This window comes from Kribbella polygonati (assembly GCF_050320105.1).
Classification (GTDB): domain Bacteria; phylum Actinomycetota; class Actinomycetes; order Propionibacteriales; family Kribbellaceae; genus Kribbella.
Map to the genome: position 1 here is coordinate 2,117,451 of NZ_CP190129.1, position 24,122 is coordinate 2,141,572.

A 24,122-nucleotide genomic window follows, 5' to 3' on the forward strand; every position below is an offset into this window, starting at 1 on the left:
TACAGTGGCCCTCATGCCGAGTCTCACCGTCGACGGCGCCCGCACTCGGGCCGCCGCGCTCTCCGTCCAGTCGTACGACGTCGACCTCGACCTCACCCAGGGCGATCGCACGTTCGGATCCACCACGACGATCCGGTTCACCGCCTCGTCGCCGGCCAGCTGGGTGGACGTGAAACCCGACGAGCTGATCTCGGTGACGCTGAACGGTTCGGCCGTCGACGTGGCCGGCCTGAACGACGGACGGCTCGAGCTCACCGGCCTGCAGGACGCGAACGAACTGGTCGTCGCCGCCACGATGGCGTACTCGCACGACGGCGAGGGCCTGCACCGCGCGGTCGACGCCGCCGACGGGCTCGCCTACACGTACGCGATGTCGTTCCTGGACGCCGGCCCGCGGATCTTCGCCTGCTTCGACCAGCCCGATCTCAAGGCGCCGTACCGGCTGAAGGTCACCGCGCCGCGGGAGTGGATCGTGCTCGGCAACGGCGCCGCGACGCAGGTGTCCCCCGGCCGCTGGGAGCTCGCCGAGACCAAGCCGCTGTCGACGTACTTCGTCACCGTGGTCGCCGGGCCGTACCACCAGGTCACCGACGCGCACGACGGGATCAACCTGAGCGTCGTCTCCCGGCAGTCGCTCAAGGACGCGCTGGACCGCGAGGCCGCGGACATCTTCGAGGTCACCAAGCAGTCGTTCGACGAGTACCACCGGATGTTCGGCTACCGGTACCCGTTCGGCGAGTACCACCAGGCGTTCGTGCCGGAGTTCAACGCCGGCGCGATGGAGAACCCGGGCTGCGTGACGTTCCGCGACTCGATGGTGTTCCGCTCCGCCGTCACCGACGGCGAGCGCAGCCAGCGGGCCCGGACCATCGTGCACGAGATGGCGCACCAGTGGTTCGGCGACACCGTGACGATGAAGTGGTGGAACGACCTCTGGCTGAACGAGTCGTTCGCCGAGTACATGGCGCACCGGGTCTCCACCGCCGCCACCCGGTACACGGACAACTGGATCGACTTCGCATATATGCGCAAGTGGTGGGGCCTGCAGGCCGACCAGCGCTCGTCGACGCACCCGGTCGCCGCCGACGCGGTCAAGGACGCGGCCTCCTCGCTCGACGACTTCGACGGCATCTCGTACGCGAAGGGCGCCGCCACGCTGAAGCAGCTCGCGGCGTACCTCGGTGACGACGTGTTCCTGGCCGGGGTCAACGCGCACATCGCCGCGCACGAGTTCGGCAACGCGACGTTCGCGGACCTGGTCGGCAAATGGACCGAGGCGGGCGCGACCGGCCTCGACGAGTGGGCGCAGGCCTGGCTGCGGACCCCTGGCGTCGACACGCTGACCGTCGTCCGGACGGCGGACGGGATCAAGCTGCACCGGAAGGCCCCCGAGGCGTACCCGGCGTCGCGGCCGCACAAGCTCACCGTCGCCGGGTTCGACGCGGACGGCCGTCGTACCGACGTCGCCGTACTGGTCGACGCCGACGAGGTGCCGGTCGACCTGGACCCGTCGGTCGCGGTCGTCGTCCCGGACGCCGGCGACGACAGCTGGGCGAAGATCCGGCTCGACGCGGACAGCCTCGCGAACCTCGCGGCGCTGCTGCCGAAGATCGACGACGGCGTCACGCGGGCCGTCGTACTGAACAGCGTCCGGGACGCGGTCGCCGACGCCGAACTGGACCCGAAGGCCGGATTCGACGTGGTGCTCGGGATGCTGCCGACCGAGACCAGCGACATCGCGGTCGGGACGCTGCTGAACTGGGCGATCACCCGGCTGCTCGGCGTCTACCTGCCGTACGAGCCGTACCGCGGGCGGCTGGCCGACGTACTGCGGGACCGGCTGGCGACCGTCGAGGCCGGGACCAGCGTGCAGTTGTCGCTGGCTCGCGGGTTCGCGCGGTTCACCGACGACGTCGACCGGTTGAAGGGCTGGCTCGCGGGCGACGGCGTACCTGACGGCGTGACGATGGACGCCGACCTGCGCTGGCTGGTCACGTTGCAGCTCGCCCGCCTCGGCGCGATCGGCGAGGCGGAGATCGACGCCGAACTGCAGCGCGACTCGTCCTCCGAAGGCGTCGTCCATGCGACCCGCTGCCGCGCCGCGCTGCCGACCGCCGAGGCGAAGGAGCGTGCCTGGGCGCAGATCACCACCGACGCCGACCTGCCGAACTACGAGCTGTACGCCGCCTGCGAAGGGTTCTGGCACCCGACGCAGGCCGAGCTCACGGCGCCGTACGTCGACCGGTACTTCGCGGAGATCGCCGGCACCCAGAAGCTCCGGTCCGGGTGGGTTGTCGCCAGCAGCGCCGGCCTCGCGTTCCCCCGGTACGCGGTCGAGCAGCGGGTGGTCGACCTGGCCGGCGGGCTGATCGCGGACGAGTCGGTCGCGGCCGGCATCCGGCGTTCGGTCGCCGACAGCGCCGACGACCTCAAGCGGGCCCTTTCGGTCCGTTCGGCGTACGGCGACTGACCCCGTCGTCAGCAGTCACGCCGTGTTGTGACTAATGTGACTGGTGTGACCAGGAGGACCCTGGTGACCAGGCAAGATGTGTTTTCGTGACGTAACCTCCACAATGACCGGGCGGCACGGCGCGCCGGTCTTGGTCAGGTCCGGCGTCCGGGAGAGACTGTCTAGAACCGCACAGGAGAACAAGGTCAATGCGCGAGGCGAGGCTCGTCGGTCTGAACCAGGATGGGACCCAACTCATCCTGGCGATGGCAGAGACGGGCGAGGAGTTCGCCGTTCCGGTCGACGACCGGTTGCGTGCGGCCCTCCGCGGCGACCGTGCCCGACTCGGCCAGCTGGAGATTCAAATGGAGAGCGCGCTGCGCCCACGAGACATCCAGGCTCGTATCCGCGCCGGCGAAAGTCCCGAAGCGGTCGCGGCGGTCGCCCAGATGCCGATGGAACGCGTGATGGCGTTCGCCGGCCCGGTCCTGGCCGAGCGCGACCACATCGCCACGCTCGCGCAGCGCGCCTCCGTCCGTCGCCGTGGTGGCGGTGACGCTCCGACCCGCAACCTCGGCGCGTGGGTCACCGACCGCCTGCGGCTCCGGCACGTCGATCCCACCTCGGCCGAGTGGGACGCCTGGCGGCGCGAGGACGGGCGCTGGGCGGTGCGCGTCTCGTACTTCGTCGAGTCCGAGGACACCGAGGACAACGGCGAGGAACAGAAGGACGAGAAGATCGGCATGTTCGCGTACGACGCCCCCGGGCGGTACGTCGTACCCGACGACGACGAGGCCCGCTGGCTCGTCGGCGAACAGGCCCAGGTCCTGCCCACTCCCGTCCAGCCACAGCCTGGTGAGCGCCGACTGGCCGCGGTCGCCGACATCGACCCCCTGATCGCCCCCGACCACGGCGCCGACAGCTACGAAGCCGGCTTCGAAGACACCGTCGCCCTCCGCCGCCGAAACCACCCGGTTTCCCGCGACCCCCAACCTTTCCCCGACGGCACCCCGGGCTACCGCGACGGCACGTCAGGCTTCCGCGACGGGTCCTCCGGTGTGCGTGACGCCTCGGGCTATCGCGACGGATCCTCCGGCACGCGCGAGACCTCCGGCTACCGCGACGGTGCCGCCGGCATGCGCGACGGCGCGTCGGGCTTCCGCGACGGGTCCGCCGGTGTGCGCGACGCCTCGGGCTATCGCGACGGCGGCTCCGGTGCGCGCGACGGTGCCCGCGACGGCGCCTCCGGCTTCCGCGACGACTCCCAGGGGTTCCAGCGCGACGACTACCGGCGTGACGTCCGTACGTCCCGCGACACCGACCGCGGCCCCCGCCGCGTCCACTCGGTCCCGAACCCGGACGAAGAGCCCACCCTGATCGACGTCCCCGTCGACCAGCCCCCGGCCCCCCGCCCCTCGGTACGCGCCGTCGAACGCCCCACCACGCCACCGACGTACGCCTCCCCCGCCGAAGACCCACGCGACTACCGGGACGACCAGCCGGACGAGGGGTACGGCGAGGAGCAGCCGCGACGCGACTTCCGGGATGAGCCGGCCGCACGCGGCTCCCGCGGTGAACAAGCGGCGCGCGAACTGCGGGAGGACTCCTCCGCCCGTGACTCGCACGGTGACCAGGCGCCGGCCGCGCGAGCCACCTCGCACGAGGACCAGGCCCCGGTAGCGCGGGCCACCCCCCGTGGGGATCAGGCGCCCGCACGTGGAGACCAGGCGCCGGTGGGGCGGAGTACTCCGTCTCGGACTGCGGAGCCGAGCCGTCCGGCTGGACCTCGTCCAACCGCGCCCCGGCCGGCCGATCCCCGGACCACGCGCTCACGCACCGGCGAGGACCCTGCGGCAGCCCGCACCTCCGACGACAACCAGCAGGCAGAGCCAACCCAGGCCGAGCGCACCCGCCCCGAGCCCAGCAACCCCGGCCGTGCCTCCAAGCCAGAGCAGAACGGGCGCCCAGCCAACCAGCCGGCGGCATCCGTCGACCAGCCCGCGCTCCCCGAAGGCACCGACGACGCCGAAACCCCTGCGGAGCCGAAGAAGAAGCCGGCCCGCCGAGGCAAGCGCGCCAGCGTCCCCAGCTGGGACGAGATCATGTTCGGCAAGAAAGCCGACTGACCCACCGATCGACCACAGGCCGGAAGAGCGCCCGCGACAGAACCCCCGTGCCAAGCGCTGGCGAACCTGGTGCTCGGAGTCTGTTACTGCGGGGCCCGCTGGCGCTCCAAACGCTGTTGCTGCGGGCCCACTGGCGCTCGGGCGTCTGCTGGGACTGGTGCAGTGCCAAGCGTTGGCGAACCTGGTGCTCGGAAGCCTGTTGCTGCGAGGCCGCTGGCGCTCCGGTGCCTGCTGGGCCTGGTGCAGGGCCAAGCGTTGGCGAACCGGGTACTCGGAAGCCTGTCGCTGCTCGGCCGGCTGGTGCTCGGGCGTCTGGTGGGTCTGGTGCAGTAGGTGGTGCTCAGGTGCGGGCTGCTGGGAGACCCTGGCCGGGGTCGAGGCCCTGGACCTGGGCGCGGGGCGGGATCAGATCGCCACGGTCCTCGCGGGCGCCTACCGACTCAGGCCGAGCGCGGCCTGGTCGCCCCACGCCGACCGGTTCCCTTCCTGGACAGCTGTCCCACATCGCGGACGGTGTTTGGCGATGGACCCTGCGTGCTGTCATAGTCGTCGGCATGCAGATGCTGTGTTGTTGCTGTTGTCGCTGACGAGCGCCGGCTTCCGGCGCACGAGGCCCTGTCCTTTCCGTGGCCCGCCCGCCGACACAGCACTCACAGGAACATCGCATGAATCTCCCGGCTCTCGCCGACCTGCTCGCCTCCCGTGGTCTCCGGCTCCTTCCCGGTTCGTACGCCGTACCGGTCGAGCTGCTCGTCCAGTTGCCTGACGCAACGATCGCCCACTTCACCGCCCGCGGTACGACCCTCCGGTTGCGCACCTACTCCCCCGACGCCCTCACCACGATCACCATCCCGGCCGAATGCGGCTGCGGCGACCACCACCCACAGACCGGCCCGGCCCGAATCACCCTCAGCCGCTACGCCGTACCCCTCGAGGAGCGCACCATCGACGGCGAACTCCACCACGGCTGGCACCACCACGAAGCCGGCCTACTCCGCCTGGCCGACGCCACCGAACACTTCTTCACCCTCCTCACCCAACTCCCCACCCGAGAACTAGCCGGCGTCGCCTAAGTCCGCAACCGCGAGTCGCCCGCCAAATCCAACGACTCGACGAACGGAATGCCACCGACAGGCACCAGACGGGTGGTTACGGGCGGCGGTGGGGTGGTTCGGTGGCGTCGAAGTGGGATCGGGCGGCGGCTACCTCGGCCAGGTTGGGGGACCATTCGGCGAGGGAGTGGAAGAGTGGGGCGAGGCTGCGGCCGAGGGGGCTGATGTCGTACTCGACGCGGGGCGGGACCTCCGCGTGGTACGTCCGGATGATCAGGCCGTCGCGTTCGAGTTGCCGGAGGCGCTGGGTGAGGACCTTCGGGGTGATCGCGCCGATCCGGCGGTGCAACTCGACGAACCGCTGTACGCCGTACTCGTTCAGCGTCCACAGGATCGGTGTCGTCCAGCGGCTGAAGACCAGGTCGACGACGGGCGCGATCGGGCAGGCCTGAGTGGGATCGGCCGGTGTGGGATCGGCTTGGGCGGGAGTGGTCTCGGTCACAAACCCAATACTATCCTCTAGGTACCTACTATCCCCAGGCCACTAGCGTGATCGTCATGATCGTGATCACCGGAGCAACCGGCAACGTAGGCCGTCCCCTCGCCCAGACCCTGACCGCGCTCGGCGAGGACGTCGTCCCCGTCTCGCGTACCGGCGCCGGCCACCAGGCCGACCTGACCCAACCCGACTCTCTGCGGCCCGTACTCGACGGTGCGAAGGCCGTCTTCCTGCTCACCTCCCCCGACTTCCTTGCCCGCGGCAACATGCAGGCGGTCGTCGACGTACTGCGGGATTCCGGCGTACCGCGCGTCGTCCTGCTGTCGTCCCAGGGCGTCACCACCCAGCGGCACCCGTCGGTCCACGAGGATGCCGTCACCGGGTCCGGGCTCGACTGGACGATCCTCCGGCCAGGGAACTTCGCCAGCAACGCGTTCGCCTGGGCCGAGTCGATCCGCACCCAGCGGGCGATGTTCGCCCCGTTCGCCGACGTCGCACTCCCCGCTGTCGACCCGCAGGACATCGCCGAAGTCGCCGCGGTCACCCTCCGCGAACCCGGCCACGCCGGCGCCGTCTACACCCTCACCGGGCCCGCCGCGATCTCGCCACGTCAGCAGGCGCAGGCCATCGAGGAGGTCCTGGGCACACCCATCCACTTCACCGAACTGACCCGCGCCGAGGCCCGCACCAACATGCTCAACTTCATGCCGGAACCAGTAGTAGAGGCCACCCTCGACGTCCTCGGCTCCCCACTCCCCACCGAACAGCAGGTCAGCCCCGACATCGAAAAGGTCCTCGGCCGTACGCCGCACTCCTTCGCCGACTGGGTCACCCGGAACCTCCAAGCCTTCAGCTGACGACCTCAGGATCGGTGGCCGATGGCGGGGTCGACCGAGACTCGAGCTGTCGACGGAGGGTTTCGGTGGCTTGTTCGGTCGCTTGTTCGGTGGCTCGGTGGGCGGCGGTGAGGGCGGCGATGCGGTCTTCGGCGGACTTCTTCAGGTCGGCCAGTTGGGTTTGGTGGTCGGTGCGGAGTTGTTCGCGGTCTGCTCGGTGCTCGGCGCGGAGGGTGTCCAGTTCGGTGCGGTGCCGGGCGCGTTCGTCGCGGAGTTCGGTGCGTAGTTGTTCCGCGGTTTGGTGGGAGGTCTGGCGGTCGGTCTCGGCTGTGGACTGAGCGGTTCGCGCGGCGTCCAGTTCGGTGCGAGCCTGGCGGAGTTGTTCCTCGGCAGCGGTCTGCAGGTCGCGGACTCGGTGGTCCGTCTCGGCGCGTACTCGGTCGAGCTCGGCCGCGGCGGACTCGCGGGCCGCCGCCAGCTCCTGGCGGGCTTGCTCGAGCTCGGCGGCCATCCGCTCGCTGACCAGCGCGGCGTCGCGGCGGGCGTGTTCGGCGGCTTCCTGGGCGACCGCGACGTCGACGCGGGCCTCGTCGAGGGCGGCAACGGCTGCTTCGGCGGCCTCGTCGGCTTCCTCGCGGGCGTCCTCGGCCTCCGCTGCCTGCTGCTCAGCCTTCCGGCGGCGGTGCTCTTCCTCGCCGCGCTGCCGTTCGGCATCCGCCAGCTCCGCCCGCGAGGCCGCCTGCAGTTGCTCCACCTCGGCAGCAACCGCCTCCGCGTCGCCGTACGTCCGGATCGCCTCCGCGATCTGCGCGAGGTACCCCTCCAACTCCCCCACCAGCCGCGGCAGGTTGCCCTTCATCAACTGCTCGAGCGTCATCCGAGCGGCAGTCACCGGCCCAGCGACCGGTGCCGCTTCGGCGCCGGCGACGTCACGGCGTACCGGCTGCCTGGCCAACCGGTTCTTGGCGGCCCATGCGTTCGCCTTGTTGTGGACGACCGGCTTCCCGTCGACGCCCGCGCCTTCTCGGCCGCAGTACTTCGGGGGTCGTCCCGGGGTCCCCGGATCGACCTGCTTCGGGTTCGCACAGCTCACCCCAGGAAACTCGCACAACCCCTGCCGAGTCCGCGCGATCGCCTCAGTCGTCATGTCGCCACCCTACTGCATTACGTCTATACAGTTCCCCTTTAAGTTTGGTTTCCATCAACAACTTTAGACCGAACAAAACTGAACTGAAGTAGCGCATAATCCCCGTTATGCGCTAGCTTGTTTCGAGTGAACGAGCTGGCGCCACGACCCGACCAGGCAACAGAGGCCGCCGTACGACGCTCCCTGGGCAAGCGCCGCCCGCTCCACAACCCCGCAGCAGCACCGGTCGACCGCCTCGACCTCCTGATCGACGCGCTCACCCCCGAGCTGACCGCCCTGACCGTCCTCTGGCTGGGCGGCACCCGCCGCGCGAGTCAGGACACCCGGATCGGGTACGCCGACGATCTCCTGCTCTGGGCCGACTGGGCCCGCCGTGAGCTCGGCCGCGAACGCTTCGGCCTCGATCTGCAGCGCGGTGACGTGACGATGTGGCTCACCTACCAGCAGGACGCCGGAGCCGCGGCCTCCTCGATCTCCCGGAGGCTGTCCGCACTGTCCAGCCTGTACCGGTACGCCGCCGGCTGGGGTCTGCCCGTGGTGTCGCCGATCTCCGACGACGACCACCGCCCGAAGTTCCACCGCGGCCGGCGTGCGACCTCAGCGCGGGTGCTCGACGCCGATCAGGTCGAAGACCTCCTGGCGGCGGCGTCCGACGTACGCGACGCCCTGATCGTCGGCCTGCTGTACACCGGTGCCCTGCGAGTCTCCGAACTCTGCGGAGCCGACGACACCGACCGCCACGACGAGGGCCGCCGTACCTGGCTCGTCATCACCCGCAAGGGCGGAAAGGCGGTCCGGATCCCGCTCGAGACCACCGTGGCCGAACTGCTCGACGCCTACCGTGCGACCCGGCCGGCGTGGACCGGCGACGGGCCGGCCCCACTGCTGGCGGATGCCGGAGGCAACAGGCTCGACCGCCACGACGTCACGCGACTGCTCCGCCGGCTCGCCAAGGCGGCCGGTATCCCCCGCCCGGAGACGGTCGGCCCGCACTCGCTGCGCGCCACCGCGATCACCGACCAGAAGCGCCGCGGTCACAGTGCCGAGGACCTCCAGGAGCTGTCCGGCCACGCGGACGTCCGCACAGTCATGGTCTACATCGACGACGACGGCCGCGCCGAACGTGTCGCGGCCCTCACCGACGACCTGGGCCGCGTGATGAACGCCGTACCCCGCCACCTCACCGACTGACCAGCGGCAGGAACACGTCGTCGACCAGGGACGTGATGATCGACGACGGCACCGGCGCGTGGGTGAAGAAGATCTCGTGCCGCATCAGGTTCGTCGGCGCGGTCAGCACCGCGACCGGTACGTCGGCCGTCGCGATCTCGCCGCGCTCGGCGGCCCGCTTCACGATCGTCGCCATCACCCCGGTCATCCGGCTGTAGACCTCCGGATCGAGGTCCGGCGCCTCGGCCATCAGTCCGTGGATCGTGTCCGGTCCGAGCAGGGTGAATCGGTCGGCCATCTGCTGCAACACTCCGAGTGCGTCGCCGCGCAGGGACCCGGTGTCCGGGATGTTCTCGACGATCGAGCCGGCGTGGTGCCGCATCGCCGCGGTCACCAGCTCCGCCCGGTTCCGCCAGCGCCGGTACAGCACCTGCTTCCCGGTCTGCGCCCGGGCCGCGACCGACTCCATCGTCAGGCGCGCGTAGCCGGACTCCGTCAACTCGGCCCAGGCCGCGTCCAGCAGCACGGCCTCCAGTTCGGCACCTCGGCGGCGTTCCATCGAACCTCCAGAAGAGACCTTGCGTCTCTTAACGATCCGAGCCTACCCTGAACGCCGTAAGAGACGCCACGTCTCTAAAGGAGCGTTCGACGATGACCACCGCAACGGACCGACTGGACCGATCGGTCCTCAAGCTCGCCGCCGTGCTCATCCTCGGCGCACTCGCCCCACTCCTCGACAGCACCATTGTCACGGTCGCGCTGCACACCCTCGGCGTCCAGCTGCACGCCTCGGTCGCCACAGTCCAATGGATCAGTACGGCGTACCTGCTGGCGCTCGCGACGGCCGTACCGATCACCGGCTGGTCGGCGAACCGGTTCGGCGCCAAGCGGATGTGGATCGTCGCGCTGGCGCTGTTCCTGGCCGGCTCGATGCTCTGCGGCATCGCCCAGAACATCGGCGAGCTGATCGCGTTCCGGGTGCTCCAGGGCATCGGCGGCGGGCTGATGCTGCCGATCCTCCAGACCATCCTGCTGCGCGCCGCCGGCCGCGAACGGATCGGCCGGCTGATGGCGGTCGTCACGCTGCCGGTGGTGATCGGCCCGATCCTCGGCCCGGTGATCGGCGGCGTCCTCGTCGGCCACCTCGACTGGCGCTGGATCTTCTACGTCAACGTCCCGATCTGCCTCGCCGCGATCGCCCTCGCCGTACGCACCCTGCGGCCCGACCCCGCGCCGACCACCGCCGCTCTGGACGTCATCGGGCTGCTGCTGGTCTCTCCCGCGCTCGCCGCGATCATCTACGGCCTCAGCCAGGTCAGCGACCACGGCTTCGGTCACGCGGCGGTCCTGATTCCACTGGCCGTCGGCGCAGGATTGTTGACAATCTTCGTACTGCGCCGCACCGCGGAGCCTCTCATCGACCTGGCGCTGTTCCGCAGCAGGTCGTTCACCGCGTCGACCGCGCTCCTGTTCCTCACCGGTTTCGGTCTGTACGGCGCAATGCTGCTGCTGCCGCTGTTCTACCAGCAGGCCCGCGGCGAGACGGTCACCGCGGCCGGCCTGCTACTCGTACCGCAGGGCGTCGGCAGTCTGATCGGGCGCGCCGCGGGCGGCCTCACCGATCGGTATGGCCCGCGCCCGGTCGTGCTGATCGGCGTCGTGCTCACGACCATCGGCACGATCCCCTTCGCCTTCAGCAACCCGTCGTACTGGCTGCTCGCGATCGCTCTCGTGATCCGCGGGGCCGGGCTGAGTGCGGTGAACCTGGCCGTGATGGTCGGCGCGTTCGGCGATCTCGAGCCGGGCCAGATCCCGCACGCGAGCAGCACCACCCGCATCATGCAGCAGCTCGGCGGAGCGTTCGGTGCGGCGACCCTGGCGGTCGTGCTGCAGAGCCAGCTGACCGGCCACAGCACCCAGCTCGCGTACGCCCACAGCTTCGTCTGGGCCATCGGATTCACGGTGCTCGCCGCCGTCCCAGGCCTGTTCCTGCCCACCAAGCGCAGAGTCTTGAATTAGTAACACGCTTGGTTTAACTTATCCGCGCAGCTGCACTTCCGGTCCGCCACCTGGGAGGTTCCAGCATGTCCAGACGCCTGCTCGCGCGGGTTCTCCCCCTTGTCCTGCTCACCGGCGTGCTCGCCGTACCGACGGCGCACGCCGCCACCATGTACCCCAGCGGCGTCGGCGCCGACCTCGGCCCGACGCCCACCACCCTCGGCCTGAAACCAGCCGCCGGCGACGACCCGGCCGGGCTCCGGACCGGCACCGCCCAAGGACGTACCTACTGGCAGACGAACCGCGCGGCCGGCACCGGCTACCTCGAGTTCGACGTCGATCACGACTACGTCGACGAGATCGGCACCGACAACGTCCTGGTGACGGTGACCTATCTCGACAGCGGCTCCGGCACGCTCGACCTGCAGTACGACGCGAAGGACAACCCGCAGCAGGACGCCACCGACGTACCGCTCACGAACACCGGCCAGTGGAAGACCGGCGTCTTCGCGCTCACGGGCATCAGCTTCACGAACCGGCTCGGCGACGCCGACCTGAGGGTCTTCGGCGGCAGCGACGACGTCACGATCGCCGGTCTCCGGATCAGTACGGCGGGCGCCTCGGTCCAGCTCGGCGCGACACCGGTGCAGAACGGGATCAGCCCGCGCGCCGGTGATGACGCGTCGCACCTGATCACCGGCGTCCAGGACGGCCGCCCGTACTGGCAGACCGACCGTACGGCGCCGTCGCCGGGGACGAACTTCTTCTACATGAACGTCGCCGACACCTACCTGTACGACAACCACGGCCTGGTCCTGGTCAGCATCGACTACTTCGACGAGGGCAACGGGCGGTTCGGGCTGCACTACGACTCCCCCGGCGACACGATCCCGGACAAGTTCAAGAACTCCGAGGTCGTCCGGTACGGCGACACCAAGACCTGGAAGACCTACACGTTCGCGCTCCCGGACGCGGTGCTGACGAACCGCTCGAACGGCGGGGACTTCCGGATCCACAACGGCGACGGCTCCGTCGACCTCAAGGTCGCGGCGGTCCGGGTCGCCAAGGTCGCGGGCACGCTCGACGTCACCGAAGGTCTCGTCGACCTCATCGCTCAGGCCACCCGCGCCGAGCAGTCCGCCCGGGAAGGCACCCGGGACGGGCAGTACCCGGCCGGCAGCCGAGCCACCTTGCAGGCCGCGATCGACAACGCTCAGGCGATCGCGTCCACCCCGGGCGTCACCGACGTCCAGGTCAAGCAGGCGCTGACCACGCTGCAGGCCGCGCTGGACACGTTCACCGCGTCGGTCGTCGACACGAACTTCGCGGCCGACGGTACGGCGTCCGCGAGCGGCGGGACCGGCGCGGCGAACGTGAACGACGACAACCACGACACGTCCTGGACCGGCGGCGCCGACTCGTGGCTGCAGCTCGATCTCGGCAAGCCGCGGCCGGTGAACGACGTACGCGTCGAGTGGGGCGGGGCCTACTCCCCCGACTACACCGTGCAGGTGTCGAACGACGGGACGAAGTTCAGCGCCGTCGGCCGGATCGGCTCGCCGGGCGGCAACCAGATCAGCCGGACCCGGTTCGCCACCACCAACGCCCGCTACGTCCGGGTCGCGATGACCGGCGCCGACTCGTTCACCGTCAAGGAACTCCAGCTCAGAGTCACCCCGGTGGTGGCGCCGCAGCCGAGGCTGGTGCAGACCGTCAACCCGACCGAGGACGGCGTGGTCGCCGACTTCGACGCCACGCAGTACGGCGCCGACCGCACGGGCAAACGGGATTCGACCAAGGCGATCCAGCAGGCGATCTACGCCTGCCAGGACGCGGGCGGCGGGACGGTGTGGCTGCCGGCCGGGCAGTACAAGGTGACCGACACGATCGAGGTGCACGCGTTCTGCACGCTCCGCGGCGACCACGGCCCGAAGCTCGGCACCGTGATCATCGCGGACCTCGCGCCCGGCGACGACGGGCCGAGCCTGTTCCGGATCGGCGGCAGCGCGGGCGTCCTCGGCGTCACGACGTACTACCCGAACCAGAGCGCGACGAACCCGGTGCCGTACAACTACACGTTCGAGATCCCCGGCGGCGCCTGGATCGGCAACGAGAACTACATGATGTCGACGGTCTCCGACGTCACGATGCTGAACTCGTACCGCGGGATCGGCGTCAGCACGATGCCGAACGACCACGGCAACGCCCCGAGCTCCGGCCAGGTGCACGAGTCCACGACGATCCGCAACGTCAACGGTACGGCGCTGTTCGAAGGGGCTCGCGCGTACAACGGCGCCGACGTCGGCACCTGGGAGAACGTTGCCTTCAGCAACTCGTACTGGTCGTCCGCACCGGCCGCGTTCCACCCGCCGGCCAGAGCGACGCTCGACGCGTGGACCCGCGCGCACGGCACCGGGCTCGTCCTGGGTGACCTCGAGTGGGACCAGTTCTACCGGGTCGCGGTGTCCGACTACGCGGTCGGCGTGCACGTCGTCGCCGGGCAGCGCGCGCAGTTCACGGGCAGCTTCCTCGCGCCGGACATCCGCCGTACCGGGACCGGCATCCTGGTCGACGTGATGGACGACCGCTGGGGTATGACGCTCGCGGGCGGTCACGTCGACGGCGGGATCACGAACAACTCGCACGGGTACGTGAAGCTCACCGGCACAGAGGTCGTCGGCCCGCAGACCGGGACGATCCACCACATGTCCGGTACGGCGCCGACGTACACGCAGAGGCCGTTGCCGAAGCCGGTGCAGAAGTTGTACGTCGTGGACGCGCCGCACGGGGTCGGGTACCTGCCGGCCGCGGACGCGACCCGCGACGTACAGAAGGTCCTCGACCGGGCCGGGCGAGACGGCGGCGGGATCGTGTACCTGCCGGCCGGGTGGTACCGGATCGGCACGCACCTGATCGTGCCGGCCAAGGTCGAGCTGCGCGGGGCGTCCGCCGTACCGAACCGGGACGAGGGCGGCCTGAGCGGCGGAACGGTGCTGCAGGCGTTCGAGAAGAACACCGACACGGCGCTGGTCACGCTCGGCTCCGAGGCAGGTGTGCGCGGCCTGCGGGTGTTCTATCCGGAGAACAACCCCGCGAACGGCGTCGTCGCCCATCCGTACGCGATCCGCGGGCACGCCGGCGGGAACTACGTTATCAACGCCGGCTTCCCGAACGCGTGGGACGGCATCGACCTGAGCGGCGACGACGTCGTCGTACGGAAGGTGGCTGGCGCGTTCTTCGACCACGCGATCACGATCGGTTCCGGGCGCAACGGCCGGGTCGAGGGCGTGCTGTCGAACGGGAACGCGGTCACCCGGGTCGGGTACCAGCAGCCGTACTGGATGAACGAGGGCAACATCTTCGAGCTCGTCATCGACAAGTACATGCGGAAGACCGCGAAGATCGTCACCGTCGACGGAGCCCGCGGGCTGACGCTGCTGAACGTGTTCGCGTACGGCTTCCACGACGGGCTGGTGGTGAACGACGGCCAGGTCGAGGCGTTCAACCTCGGCACCGACAACCTGGGCGCCGACGGTCACACCGTGCAGGTGGTGAAGGGTGACGTCGAGGCGACGAATCTTGCCCGGTACAACGGTGCGACGCTCAGCGGTACGGCGACCTTGCACAACGTGATGGTGATCAACGTGGTGCAACGCAGCGTCGCGGTCCGGGCGAACGGGAACGGCACCGCCGCGATCGCCGGCAACGAATCCGAGCCCGGAACGTACGAGGTCGGCGCGCAGGTCACAGTGACGGCGGCACCGAGATCGGATAGCGTTTTCCTGGACTGGACCGTGAACGGGACGGTGGTGGCGACAACGCCGTCGTACACCTTCACCGTCGGCGCGGACCAGATACTGACCGCCAACTTCACACCGAAGTAGGAGCGAGATGGCTGACACACAACAGCAGCAGGTCGCGATCGTCGGGTGCGGGATCATCGGCCGCACCCACGCCCAGGCCGTCGCCGACCGGCCGGACGCGATCGTCACCGCCCTGGTGGACGGTGACGCCGCGGCCCAGGAGGCCCTCCGGGCGCGGCTGGTCGAGCTCGGCCAGCCGGAGCCGAAGGTGTACGACGACCTGCTCGCCGCGCTGAGTGGGGCGGACGTGTCGCTCGTCGCGATCTGCACCCCGAGCGGTACGCACGCGGCGCTGGCCGAGCAGGCGCTGGACGCGAAGAAGCACGTGGTGATCGAGAAGCCGCTCGACGTGGACCTGATCCGCGCGCGGCGACTCGGCGCCGCGGCGGACCGGGCCGGGAACCACGGGGTGGTGTCGTCGGTGATCAGCCAGCACCGGTTCGACGCCGGCAGCGCCGTGATCAAGCAGGCGATCGACGCCGGGCGGTTCGGGCAGCTGACGTCGGCCGTCGCCACGGTCGCCTGGTGGCGCAGCGACGAGTACTACGCGTCCGCGGGCTGGCGTGGGACCTGGGCGCAGGACGGGGGTGGCGCGCTGATGAACCAGGGCGTGCACACCGTCGACCTGATGCTGTGGTTCATGGGCCGCCCGGTCACGATCCAGGCGCAGGCGCTGCGGGCGGCGCACCACGCGATCGAGGTCGAGGACACGGTGGTCGCGACGCTCACGTTCGAGAACGGCGCGGTCGGCACGCTGCACGCGACGACGGCAGCGTACCCGGGTGGGCGTACGCGCGTGTCCGTCCACGGCACCGAGGGCGGCGCCGAGCTCGAGGACGACCGCCTCAGCCGCCTCAACGTCGACGGCACCGAGCCCGACCAGCCGATCGACGCCGGCGACCCGGGCGGCCACCCGGCGCAGTACGACGACATCTTCCAGGCGATCGCGAACGGGTCCACGCCGGCCATCACCGTCCAGGACGCGATCGACGCGCTGGCGACAGTGCGGGCCGTCTACATCGCGTCGACCCTCCAACGCCCGGTCAAGTTCCTGGACGTGCTCGAAGGCCGCTACGACGACGTCGACGTCTCCCGCGGCGTCGGGCTTCCCCCGAACTGACCGGACCGCCAGGCCATCACAACCCACGACTCAGCCCCGCGGCTGAGCGTGACGCCGCCCCGGCGGCGGCGATTGTGATGGCCTGGCGCTCCGCGCCGTCAGGCGCCGGGCTCGCGGTCGTTCAGGATCCGCTGGTAGAGGTTGCAGTCCTGCCAGTACCCGTCGATGTGAAGGTAGGTCGGCGCCATGCCGATCTGCTGGAAACCCGTCCGCTCCAGCACCCGCTGTGATGCGACGTTGCCGGTCAGCGTGCTGGCCTCGATCCGGTGCAGCTTCAACTGGCTGTCGGCGATTTCGGCCACCGCTTCCACCGCCCGGGTCGCCAGCCCCTGGCCGATCGAGTCGACCGACACCCAGTAGCCGAGACTCGCGCTCCGGAACGGCCCAGGAACGAGATCGCTCAACGTGATCGCACCGACGATCCGCGACCCGGCTGCCAGCACCCACGGCACCACGTGACCGTTCTTGTACCGCTCGAGCTGGTACTGCATCCGCTCGACCTGGCCGGCCGTCGTGAACCACTTCTCCGTCCGCACCGGTTCCCAGCGGCGGAGGTGTTCGCGGCTCAGGACCTGTGCGTCGGCCAGGGCGGGAGCATCGTCGAGGGTCGCGATCCGGAGTTCGACTTCCGGCGTCAGCAGGCGGGGATCGATCACTTCGGCAGCCTACGTGCCTGACTCGATCCCGACACCCGAGGGGTGAACGCGTCGTGGAAGATCGTCGACGCTGCCCCGACCGCGGCCGCGTCCTTCTGCAGCATCGACTCCTCGACACCGACCTCGCGGGTCTCCCGCGCGAGCGGATGCGCGTTCACCGCCCGCCCGATCTCGGCAAGGAAGATCTCCGAGATCTCCTTGCCGAAGGCCGGCCCACCGAGCACCAGCAGATCGATGTCCAGCAGGTCGACGAGCCCGACGGCGCCCTGCCCGATCACCCGCGCCACCTGCCGCACCGCCTTCACCGCGGCCTCGTCCCCGGCGGCCGCCGCGTGACAGACCGCCTTGTACCGCGTGGCTTCGTCGGTCGCGGCCGGATCCGTCTCGACGTACCCGTACTCCGCCGCGATCACCGGCAACGACGCGGTCGGGTTGCACTCGGGGACGAGCCGCGGCCCGTTCTCGCCGTCCCACTCCCCCACCCGCAACGCCGCGACCTGGCCGAACTCGCCGGCGTTCGACGTACCGCCGCGATAGATCGCGCCGTTCAGGAACAGCCCGCTGCCGACGCCCGTCCCCAGGTACAGGTACGCGAAGTCCCGGGCTCGCGCCGACCGGCCGATCCAGCGCTCGCCGATCGCGGCCGCCGTACCGTCCTTCTCCACCAGCACCGGGTGATTCAAACGTTCTTGCAGCAGCTGCCGGATCTTCAGCCCGCGCCAGGCGGGCTGCAGCGGCAACGCGAGCAGCGACCCGTCCGCGTCGATCGGCCCCGGTACGGCGACACCGACGCCGAGCATCGAGTCCATGTCCACCTGGCTGATGCTCAACGCCGCGGTCACCGTCGCCGCGGTCAGGTCGATCAGCTTGCCGGCCTCGAGATCCTCCGCCAGGTCGACGGTCTCCCGGCGGACGATCTTCCCGTCCAGGTCGACGACCGCGACCGTCAGCAGCTCCGGGTCGACGTGGATCCCGACCGCGTGCGCCGCGTTCGACCGCAGCCGGACCGGCGTCCGCGGCTTGCCGAGCCGTTCGGCGCGCTCCTGCGCCTCCTCCACCAGCAGGCCCTGCTGGAGCAGGATGCGCAGGATCCGCGACACCGACTGCTGGGTGAGACCGGTCCGGCGGGAGATCTCGGTCCGGCTGATGATGCCGGCCAGCCGGATCGTCTCGATGATCACGGCCTCGTTGAACGAGCCCAGGTCGTACTGGTTCGCACCGGCGCGCCGTACCAGCCCTTCGACCGATTCGCTCATCTCCACCTCCCCGTCTCGTCTCTCACTGGCCGTGATGGTACTTCCGTTCTACGGCGCTTCCAGCGCCCCGTCGATACGCCGTACGCCGGCCGCCCACTCGTCGTGCCCGGACAGCTCGGCCGGGTACTGGGCGGCGGCCTCCAGGTCGACGTCGATCCCCCAGCCGGGTGCGTCGTTCGGGCGCAGCCAGCCGTTCTCGATCCGCAGCGTGCCGGGGAACACCTCGTACGTCGCGTCGTTGTAGATGTGGCCCTCCTGGATGCCGAAGGCAACCGACGTGACGTCCAGCGCGACGTTCGCGGCGGCGCCGATCGGGGACGTGTCGCCGGGACCGTGCCAGGCCGTCTTCACGCCGCACAGCTCGGCGAGGTCGGCCAGCTTGCGGGCCGGCGTCAGGCCGCCGATGTCCGACACGTGCGAGCGGATGAAGTCGACCCCGTGCTCGCGGATCAGCCGGACGGCGTCGTTCATCGAGGTGGTCAGCTCGCCGACCGCGAGCGGCACCGGCGACGCGGCCCGGACCTCGGGCAGCCGGTCCCAGTTCTCCGGCGCGAGCACGTCCTCCAGGAAGAACAGCCCGTACGGCTCGAGGGACCGCGCCAGGACGATCGCCTCCTTCGGGGTCAGCCGCGAGTGCACGTCGTGCAGCAGCTCGATGTTGTCCGGCAGCGCCTGCCGCGCCTCGGCGAACAGCTCCGGCGTCGAGCGCAGGTAGTCACGCGCGGACCAGCCGTTGTGGTACGGCGCATCCGGGTAGAGCGTCGGCACCCGCGGAGCGCCGTACCCGCCGCCGCCCGGGGTCGACATCTGCAGCCGGACGTGCCGCCAGCCCTGGTCGATCAGCGACTTCGCGTGCTCGATCGTGTCCTCGATGGTCTTGCCGCTGGCGTGGATGTACGTGTCCGCGGCCGCGCGCACCTTGCCGCCGAGCAGTTCGTACACCGGCATCCCGGCACGCTTGCCGGCGATGTCCCACAGTGCCTGGTCGATCCCGGAGATCGCGTTGTTGGTGACCGGCCCGCCGCGCCAGTACCCGGAGTACGACGCGAGCCTGGTCAGGTCGCCGATGTCGCCCGGGTAGCGGCCGACCAGCAGCCGGGCGAGGTGTTCGTCGACGAACGTCCGCACCGCCTTCCAGCGTTGCGTGAACGTCGCGCACCCGAGCCCGTACAGGCCCGGCTCGGTGGTTTCGATCTTCACGACCACCAGCGGGATGCCTTGCGGCGCCGTGACGATCGCCTTCACCTCGCGGATCCGGACGTCGTCGCGGACCGGCCACGGCTGGTCGAAGTTACTCGGGCTGTGCACAGCCATTCAAAGCTCCAGGGGAAGAGTTGGTAGGTCCAGTTCGTGCCGGGCCTGGAAGCCCAGCGTGGTGCGGACCGCGGTCAGGTCCATCGGTACCTCACGCCCGACGAACCGCCGCAGCCGCGGCACCTCGGGTGCGTACGCGTCCAGCAGGTCCTCGGTCGCGTACGGCGCCGTACTGGTGCCGGCGGCAACGAAGAACGTGTGCGCCCCGGACAGCGGCGCTGTGAGCCCGAGCTCGACGACGTGTGCCGCGTCGCGGGTGTCGAGGTACGTCCACGCCTCGCGCAGCCCGCTGACCGGGTCCTCCTTGACGTGCGCGGCCATCCGCTCCAGCGCGTCGGCCGAGTTCACGTGCGGGAACCGGAAGGCGACCACGTCGATCCCCCACCGGCGCCACGCCATCCGCGCGGTGTTCTCGTCGTTCTGCTTGGACAGCGAGTACCAGTCGCCCACGTCGCTCGGCGCCTTCTCGTCCCACGGGAAGTACGCCGGCCGGATCTCGTGCGGGTTGAACGGTACGCCAGTCGCGTTGATGCTGCTCGCGATCACCGCCCGGTCGATACCCAGCGCCCCCGCCTGCGCGAGCACGTTGAACGTCGACACCACGTTGATCGTGTAGACGTCGTACGGCGTACCCGCCGACGGGTGCGCGAGCGCCGCCAGGTGGACGACGTACTCCGCGCCCTCCAGGGCCCGCGCCACGTCCGCCTCGGACCGGGTGTCGCCGATCAGCACCCGGTCCGCCTTCAGGTCCGGATGCGGCACGTTCGACAGCGCGGTCACCTTCGCGCCCAGGGCGTTCAGGTGCTCGACCGTGACCAGTCCGATCCGGCCGGCAGCCCCCGTGACCAGCACCCGCCGGCCGTTCAGTTCACTCACTCTTTGATGCCTCCGGACATTCCGACGCCGCGCAGGAACTGCTTCTGGAACAACAAGAACAAGATCACAGGGATCAGCACCGCGAGGAACAGGGCACTCATCTGCAGCGAGATCTCGGTGGTCTTCTGCACCCTCGGCAGGGCAACCGAGATCGGTTGCAGCGTCGGGTCGGGCAGCACCAGCAGTGGCCAGAGGTAATCCTTCCACGAACCGATCACGGTCAGCAGCGCCACCACCCCGACGATCGGCTTCGACAGCGGCAGGATCAGCGACGTGAACATCCGCAGGTTGCTGGCCCCGTCGATCCGGGCCGCCTCGATCAGCTCGCGCGGGATCGAGTCGAAGTACCGCTTCATCACCAGGATGTTGAACGCGCCCGCGGCCTGCGGCAGCCAGACCGCCCAGAACGTGTTCTGCAGGCTGATGTGCAGGAGCGGCATGTCCAGCACGGTCATGTAGAGCGGGACGAGCGAGATCACGCCGGGCAGGAACAGCGTCGCGAGGACGGCGCCGGTGACGACCGGGCCCCACTTCGGGCGCAGCACGCTCAGCACGAACGCGCCCGTCGTACAGACGAACAGCGTCGAGATCATCGAGCCGATCGCGATGATCGCGGTGTTGCCGAGGTACGCGCCGATCTGCACCCGGTTCCAGGCGTCCGGGAGGTTCTTCAGCTGGATCCCGGACGGCCACAGCTGCATCGGGCCGCTGAGGATGTCCTGGCTGGTCGAGACGCCGGACTTCAGCAGCCAGAGCAGCGGACCGACGCCGGCGATCGCGACCGCGACGAAGATCAGCACCTGGATGACCGGCAGGCCGATCCGGACCACGCCGCGCTGCCGGTCGGCGGCCGAGATGATTCCGCGTTCCGAGACTTCGCTGCTCATGTCGTACTCCAGCGGCGGGTGACGAGGTGGTAGACGGCCGACAGCACGCACAGCACCAGCGCGAGCAGCACGCTGAGCGCGGTCGCGGCGCCGAAGTCGCCGTTGATGAACGCGTACCGGTAGATCAGCAGCAGCACTGTCGTGGTCGCGTTGTTCGGGCCGCCGCCGGTGAACAGGAACGGCTCGGTGAACACCTGGAACGTGCCGATCAGCTGCAGCAGCATCATGATCAGGATGATTCCGCGGATCTGCGGCAGCGTGACGTGCCAGACCCGGCTCCAGATCCCCGCACAGTCCAGCTCGGCGGCCTCGTACAGCTCCGTCCGTACGCCGGTCAGCGCCGCCAGGTAGATGATCGAGGTCGCACCCGCCCCGGCCCAGGTCGCCTCCAGCACGATCGCCGGCATCGCCAGCGTCGGCGAGTTCAGCCAGGCGAAGGGCCCGATCCCGAACCAGCCGAGGATCGCGTTGAAGACACCCGCGCCGCTCGGGTCGTAGAAGAACGTCCAGAGCAGGATCGCGGCCACCGGCGGTACGACGGCCGGCAGGTACGAGAGCACGTTGTACAGCCAGCCCGTCTTGCGCAGCTCGCTGACGAACACGGCCAGGAACAAGGGCACCGGGAAACCGAAGACCAGTGCCAGCGCCGCGAAGTACAGCGTCTTGAGTGCCGCCTGCGGGAGCTGCGGGTCGGTCAGCACGTAGCTGAAGTTCGACCAGCCGACCCACTCGGGCGCCTGGACCAGGTTGTTCTTCTGGAAGCTGAGGACCAGTCCGCGCAGGATCGGGCCCCAGGAGAAGTACAGGAAGATCAGCACCAGGGGCAGGGCGAAGAGGATCGCGCTCAGCCCGCCGGAGCGGTACCAGGTCGCGACTGACCTGGCACTGCTCCGGTTCTGCCTGGGCATGCGTAGCTGGAACATCGGGTTACCGGGCCAGACGCGCGTCGATCTTCGAGGCGGCATCGCTGACCAGCTTGTCGATGTCCACATCCTTCTTCGTCAGCACCTGCTGGACCACCGGGTCGAGCAGCGAGTAGACCTCCTGGCCCTTGTTCGACGGCTCCGGCAGCAGCTTCAGCGTCGACGTCGAGTCGATGTAGCTCTGGAACTGCTTCACCGGGACGTTCACGTACGGCTCACGCCACTTGTTGTACTGGTCGTACGTCGCCTCGCTCAGCGGGGTGATGCCCGGCCGGCCGACGAAGCCCTTGTCGGCGATCGTGCTCTTCGCGTCCGCGACCGCGGCGGCCTCGTTCGTGTACTTGTCGAACTGCTCGAACTTGATCCACTTCAGCGCCGCGACGATCTCGTTCTTGGTCGCCTTCGGGCTGATCATCTTCAGCGAACCACCGGTCAGCGTGCCGTGCGGGCCGCCGTCCTGCGGCAGCGCCGCCTCACCGAAGTCGGCCGGCTTCATGCCGAACTGCTTCACGCTCATGTCGTACGCGTCCGGCGCCTGCATGACCATGCCGATCTTGCCGGCCGCGAAGTCCTGCCGGACCTCCTCCTGGTTGTACAGGAACCGGCTGCCCATCGAGTTGTCGGTCCAGCGCATGTCCTTCAGCAGTTGCAGCGCCTTCTTGGTCGGCGCGTCGTTGAACGTGGACTTCTTGCCGTCCTGGCTCTCGACCGTGCCGCCCATGCTGTAGGTCATCGTGGTCAGCATCCAGCCACCGGTGTTGTTGGTGGTGAGCTGCGCGTAGCCGGCCTTGCCGGTCTTCTCCGCGATCTGCTTGGCGTCCGCGCGGACCTCGTCCCAGGTCGTCGGCGGCTTGTCCGGGTCCAGGCCGGCCTGCTTGAACAGGTTCCGGTTGTAGGCCAGGCCGACCGAGAACACGTCGATCGGTACGCCGTAGATCCGGCCCTTGTCGTCCTGGACGATCTTCAGGACGTTCGGGTTCAGGTCCTTGGTCAGGTCGACCAGCTTCAGCTCGTCGGTGATGTCCGGGAGCTGCTTGTTCGGGATCATGTTGGCCGGCTCGGTGAAGCTGATGCTCATCACCGTCGGCAGCGTGCCGCCCGCGACCTGAGCCTGGAAGGTCTGCGCCTGCCAGCTGGTCTCGGTGGACTTCACGGTGATGTTCGGGTACTTCGCCATGAAGTCGCTGACCTTCTGGTTGAAGGCCTTCAGGTCGTTCGGCTTGTCCGGGGTGGGGCGGTCCCCGATCGTGATCGTGACCGGCGCCTTCTCGTCCACCGCACCGGCACTGCCGCCACCGGCCGCGCCGGGCGTGGTGCCCTTCGCACAGCCCGCCGCCAGCAACAGCCCAGCCACTCCGAGGGCAGTACCGAACCGGCCCCACCTGCTCGCAAACGTCATCGGAACTCCTCAGGTTTCCGGATGCCGCCGGTGTGCTCTGAGCCACACACCGGCCAGGTCCCGAGTAAGTTAAACCAAGCGTGTTACTAACTCAACCCCTCGATCCCGTCTGCTGCGGTAACGCTTTCGCAACGTCGATCGGCGGGCCTGGACTCCGACGTACCGATCGACGAAAGGAGCAGGACATGACCAACCAGGTCGTGCACTTCGAGATCATCGGTACCGATCCGGCGCGGCTGCAGGACTACTACCGCGACCTCTTCGGGTGGACCTACGAGCTCGGCGACACCGTGTCCGGACAGGTCTCGGAGCCCGGGCGGTACGGGTCCGTCGGGGACGCCGGGCTGTACGGCGGGGTCGGCGGCGGCGCCTCGCTGCGGCCGAAGGTGTTGTTCTACGTCGGCGTGGACGACGTCGGCGCCGCGCTCAGCCGGGCCGAGGAACTGGGCGGGACGCGCGTGTTCGGGCCGGACGGCGTACCGGGGCGGCTCGTGGTCGGGCAGTTCACCGACCCGGAAGGCAACCTGATCGGGGTCGCCGGCGGACGGTAA

At 69.6% G+C, this 24,122-nt stretch carries 19 protein-coding genes; 9 read left to right on the plus strand and 10 right to left on the minus strand.

Annotation, left to right across the window (positions count from 1 at the left end):
• Nucleotides 1-13: 13 nt before the first annotated feature.
• The 3 genes from pepN (at nt 14) to ACQHIV_RS10040 (ending at nt 5,648) form a co-directional block, all read left to right on the plus strand.
• Nucleotides 14-2,470: an aminopeptidase N gene (gene pepN / locus ACQHIV_RS10030; RefSeq protein WP_427893208.1), complete on the plus strand. Its 2,457-nt coding sequence runs from the start codon at nt 14-16 to the stop codon at nt 2,468-2,470.
• A gap of 188 nt (nt 2,471-2,658) precedes the next feature.
• Entirely contained in the window at nt 2,659-4,575 is a 1,917-nt protein-coding gene (gene sepH / locus ACQHIV_RS10035; protein ID WP_427893209.1) for a septation protein SepH, read from the plus strand.
• A gap of 665 nt (nt 4,576-5,240) precedes the next feature.
• Complete coding sequence (locus ACQHIV_RS10040) at nt 5,241-5,648, plus strand: hypothetical protein (RefSeq protein WP_427893210.1); 408 nt, start codon at nt 5,241-5,243, stop codon at nt 5,646-5,648.
• Between the two features lie 76 nt (nt 5,649-5,724).
• Here the strand turns inward: ACQHIV_RS10040 and ACQHIV_RS10045 are convergent, their stop codons facing one another.
• On the minus strand, nt 5,725-6,129 hold the full coding sequence (locus tag ACQHIV_RS10045; protein ID WP_427893211.1) for a winged helix-turn-helix transcriptional regulator: 405 nt from the start codon (nt 6,127-6,129) through the stop codon (nt 5,725-5,727).
• Between the two features lie 56 nt (nt 6,130-6,185).
• Here ACQHIV_RS10045 and ACQHIV_RS10050 point away from each other — a divergent pair, with 56 nt between their 5' ends.
• A complete protein-coding gene (locus ACQHIV_RS10050; protein ID WP_427893212.1) occupies nt 6,186-6,983 on the plus strand; it encodes an NAD(P)H-binding protein in 798 nt (265 codons plus the stop codon).
• Here ACQHIV_RS10050 and ACQHIV_RS10055 read toward each other — a convergent pair.
• On the minus strand, nt 6,976-8,109 hold the full coding sequence (locus ACQHIV_RS10055; RefSeq protein ID WP_427893213.1) for a hypothetical protein: 1,134 nt from the start codon (nt 8,107-8,109) through the stop codon (nt 6,976-6,978). The two genes, ACQHIV_RS10050 and ACQHIV_RS10055, sit on opposite strands and share 8 nt — an antisense overlap.
• Before the next feature lie 126 nt (nt 8,110-8,235).
• Between ACQHIV_RS10055 and ACQHIV_RS10060 the strand changes: the two genes are divergently transcribed.
• Nucleotides 8,236-9,300 carry a tyrosine-type recombinase/integrase gene (locus ACQHIV_RS10060; protein WP_427893214.1) on the plus strand — a complete coding sequence of 355 codons (1,065 nt, stop codon included), beginning with the start codon at nt 8,236-8,238 and terminating at the stop codon, nt 9,298-9,300.
• Here the strand turns inward: ACQHIV_RS10060 and ACQHIV_RS10065 are convergent.
• Nucleotides 9,290-9,838: a TetR/AcrR family transcriptional regulator gene (locus tag ACQHIV_RS10065; RefSeq protein ID WP_427893215.1), complete on the minus strand. Its 549-nt coding sequence runs from the start codon at nt 9,836-9,838 to the stop codon at nt 9,290-9,292. The two genes, ACQHIV_RS10060 and ACQHIV_RS10065, sit on opposite strands and share 11 nt — an antisense overlap.
• 92 nt (nt 9,839-9,930) lie before the next feature.
• On the opposite strand from ACQHIV_RS10065, the gene ACQHIV_RS10070 reads away from it, so the two are divergent.
• The 3 genes from ACQHIV_RS10070 to ACQHIV_RS10080 all read left to right on the plus strand — a co-directional run bounded on the left by ACQHIV_RS10070 (nt 9,931) and on the right by ACQHIV_RS10080 (nt 16,260).
• Nucleotides 9,931-11,298, plus strand: coding sequence for an MDR family MFS transporter (locus ACQHIV_RS10070; protein WP_427893216.1), 1,368 nt, complete (start codon nt 9,931-9,933; stop codon nt 11,296-11,298).
• A gap of 65 nt (nt 11,299-11,363) precedes the next feature.
• A complete protein-coding gene (locus ACQHIV_RS10075) occupies nt 11,364-15,161 on the plus strand; it encodes a discoidin domain-containing protein (protein WP_427893217.1) in 3,798 nt (1,265 codons plus the stop codon).
• Nucleotides 15,162-15,168: 7 nt separating this feature from the next.
• Nucleotides 15,169-16,260, plus strand: coding sequence for a Gfo/Idh/MocA family protein (locus tag ACQHIV_RS10080; protein ID WP_427893218.1), 1,092 nt, complete (start codon nt 15,169-15,171; stop codon nt 16,258-16,260).
• Between the two features lie 98 nt (nt 16,261-16,358).
• On the opposite strand, the gene ACQHIV_RS10085 is transcribed toward ACQHIV_RS10080, so the two are convergent.
• From ACQHIV_RS10085 to ACQHIV_RS10115, 7 genes are read right to left on the minus strand one after another with little or no spacing between them, the layout of a single operon-like run.
• Nucleotides 16,359-16,916 (minus strand): GNAT family N-acetyltransferase, encoded by a 558-nt coding sequence (locus ACQHIV_RS10085; protein ID WP_427893219.1) that lies wholly within the window; start codon nt 16,914-16,916, stop codon nt 16,359-16,361.
• A complete protein-coding gene (locus ACQHIV_RS10090) occupies nt 16,913-18,172 on the minus strand; it encodes an ROK family transcriptional regulator (protein ID WP_427893220.1) in 1,260 nt (419 codons plus the stop codon). The genes ACQHIV_RS10085 and ACQHIV_RS10090 overlap by 4 nt, the downstream gene beginning before the upstream one ends.
• 48 nt (nt 18,173-18,220) lie before the next feature.
• Nucleotides 18,221-19,486: an enolase C-terminal domain-like protein gene (locus tag ACQHIV_RS10095; protein WP_427893221.1), complete on the minus strand. Its 1,266-nt coding sequence runs from the start codon at nt 19,484-19,486 to the stop codon at nt 18,221-18,223.
• Nucleotides 19,487-20,362 carry an NAD-dependent epimerase/dehydratase family protein gene (locus ACQHIV_RS10100; RefSeq protein ID WP_427893222.1) on the minus strand — a complete coding sequence of 292 codons (876 nt, stop codon included), beginning with the start codon at nt 20,360-20,362 and terminating at the stop codon, nt 19,487-19,489.
• On the minus strand, nt 20,359-21,249 hold the full coding sequence (locus tag ACQHIV_RS10105; protein ID WP_427893223.1) for a carbohydrate ABC transporter permease: 891 nt from the start codon (nt 21,247-21,249) through the stop codon (nt 20,359-20,361). Before ACQHIV_RS10105 ends, ACQHIV_RS10100 begins: the two co-directional genes overlap by 4 nt.
• On the minus strand, nt 21,246-22,157 hold the full coding sequence (locus ACQHIV_RS10110; RefSeq protein WP_427893224.1) for a carbohydrate ABC transporter permease: 912 nt from the start codon (nt 22,155-22,157) through the stop codon (nt 21,246-21,248). Before ACQHIV_RS10110 ends, ACQHIV_RS10105 begins: the two co-directional genes overlap by 4 nt.
• Nucleotides 22,158-22,176: 19 nt before the next feature.
• The gene (locus ACQHIV_RS10115) at nt 22,177-23,571 is read right to left on the minus strand and encodes an ABC transporter substrate-binding protein (protein ID WP_427893225.1); all 1,395 of its coding nucleotides are present in this window, start codon (nt 23,569-23,571) and stop codon (nt 22,177-22,179) included.
• A gap of 185 nt (nt 23,572-23,756) precedes the next feature.
• Here ACQHIV_RS10115 and ACQHIV_RS10120 point away from each other — a divergent pair, with 185 nt between their 5' ends.
• The gene (locus ACQHIV_RS10120; RefSeq protein WP_427893226.1) at nt 23,757-24,122 is read left to right on the plus strand and encodes a VOC family protein; all 366 of its coding nucleotides are present in this window, start codon (nt 23,757-23,759) and stop codon (nt 24,120-24,122) included.